Genomic DNA, 1590 nt, shown 5'->3' on the forward strand with positions numbered 1-1590 from the left:
CAAAAAACTTTTAATTGAAGAGTTTGATCATGGCTCAGATTGAACGCTGGCGGCAGGCCTAACACATGCAAGTCGAGCGGTAACATTTCTAGCTTGCTAGAAGATGACGAGCGGCGGACGGGTGAGTAATGCTTGGGAATATGCCTTAGGGTGGGGGACAACAGTTGGAAACGACTGCTAATACCGCATAACGTCTACGGACCAAAGGGGGCTTCGGCTCTCGCCCTTAGATTAGCCCAAGTGGGATTAGCTAGTTGGTGAGGTAATGGCTCACCAAGGCGACGATCCCTAGCTGGTTTGAGAGGATGATCAGCCACACTGGAACTGAGACACGGTCCAGACTCCTACGGGAGGCAGCAGTGGGGAATATTGCACAATGGGCGCAAGCCTGATGCAGCCATGCCGCGTGTGTGAAGAAGGCCTTAGGGTTGTAAAGCACTTTCAGTAAGGAGGAAAGGTTAGTAGTTAATACCTGCTAGCTGTGACGTTACTTACAGAAGAAGCACCGGCTAACTCCGTGCCAGCAGCCGCGGTAATACGGAGGGTGCGAGCGTTAATCGGAATTACTGGGCGTAAAGCGTACGCAGGCGGTTTGTTAAGCGAGATGTGAAAGCCCCGGGCTCAACCTGGGAACTGCATTTCGAACTGGCAAACTAGAGTATGATAGAGGGTGGTAGAATTTCAGGTGTAGCGGTGAAATGCGTAGAGATCTGAAGGAATACCGATGGCGAAGGCAGCCACCTGGGTCAATACTGACGCTCATGTACGAAAGCGTGGGGAGCAAACGGGATTAGATACCCCGGTAGTCCACGCCGTAAACGATGTCTACTAGGAGCTGGGGTCTTCGGACAACTTTTCCAAAGCTAACGCATTAAGTAGACCGCCTGGGGAGTACGGCCGCAAGGTTAAAACTCAAATGAATTGACGGGGGCCCGCACAAGCGGTGGAGCATGTGGTTTAATTCGATGCAACGCGAAGAACCTTACCTACACTTGACATACAGAGAACTTACCAGAGATGGTTTGGTGCCTTCGGGAACTCTGATACAGGTGCTGCATGGCTGTCGTCAGCTCGTGTTGTGAGATGTTGGGTTAAGTCCCGCAACGAGCGCAACCCCTATCCTTAGTTGCCAGCGATTCGGTCGGGAACTCTAAGGAGACTGCCGGTGATAAACCGGAGGAAGGTGGGGACGACGTCAAGTCATCATGGCCCTTACGTGTAGGGCTACACACGTGCTACAATGGCGCATACAGAGTGCTGCAAGCTCGCGAGAGTTAGCGAATCACTTAAAGTGCGTCGTAGTCCGGATTGGAGTCTGCAACTCGACTCCATGAAGTCGGAATCGCTAGTAATCGCGGATCAGAATGCCGCGGTGAATACGTTCCCGGGCCTTGTACACACCGCCCGTCACACCATGGGAGTGGGTTGCTCCAGAAGTAGGTAGCTTAACCTTAGGGAGGGCGCTTACCACGGAGTGATTCATGACTGGGGTGAAGTCGTAACAAGGTAGCCCTAGGGGAACCTGGGGCTGGATCACCTCCTTAACGATTTAGAACAGATTTGTTCGTAGTGTCCACACAGATGATTGTT

1 rRNA gene is annotated in these 1590 nt (G+C 52.3%); it reads left to right on the forward strand.

Annotation, left to right across the window (positions count from 1 at the left end):
• Window positions 1-11 precede the first annotated feature (11 nt).
• A 16S ribosomal RNA gene (locus ACGHEH_RS21545) occupies window positions 12-1544 on the forward strand.
• Window positions 1545-1590: the final 46 nt, after the last annotated feature.

This window comes from Pseudoalteromonas sp. MTN2-4 (assembly GCF_042848605.1).
Lineage (GTDB): Bacteria > Pseudomonadota > Gammaproteobacteria > Enterobacterales > Alteromonadaceae > Pseudoalteromonas.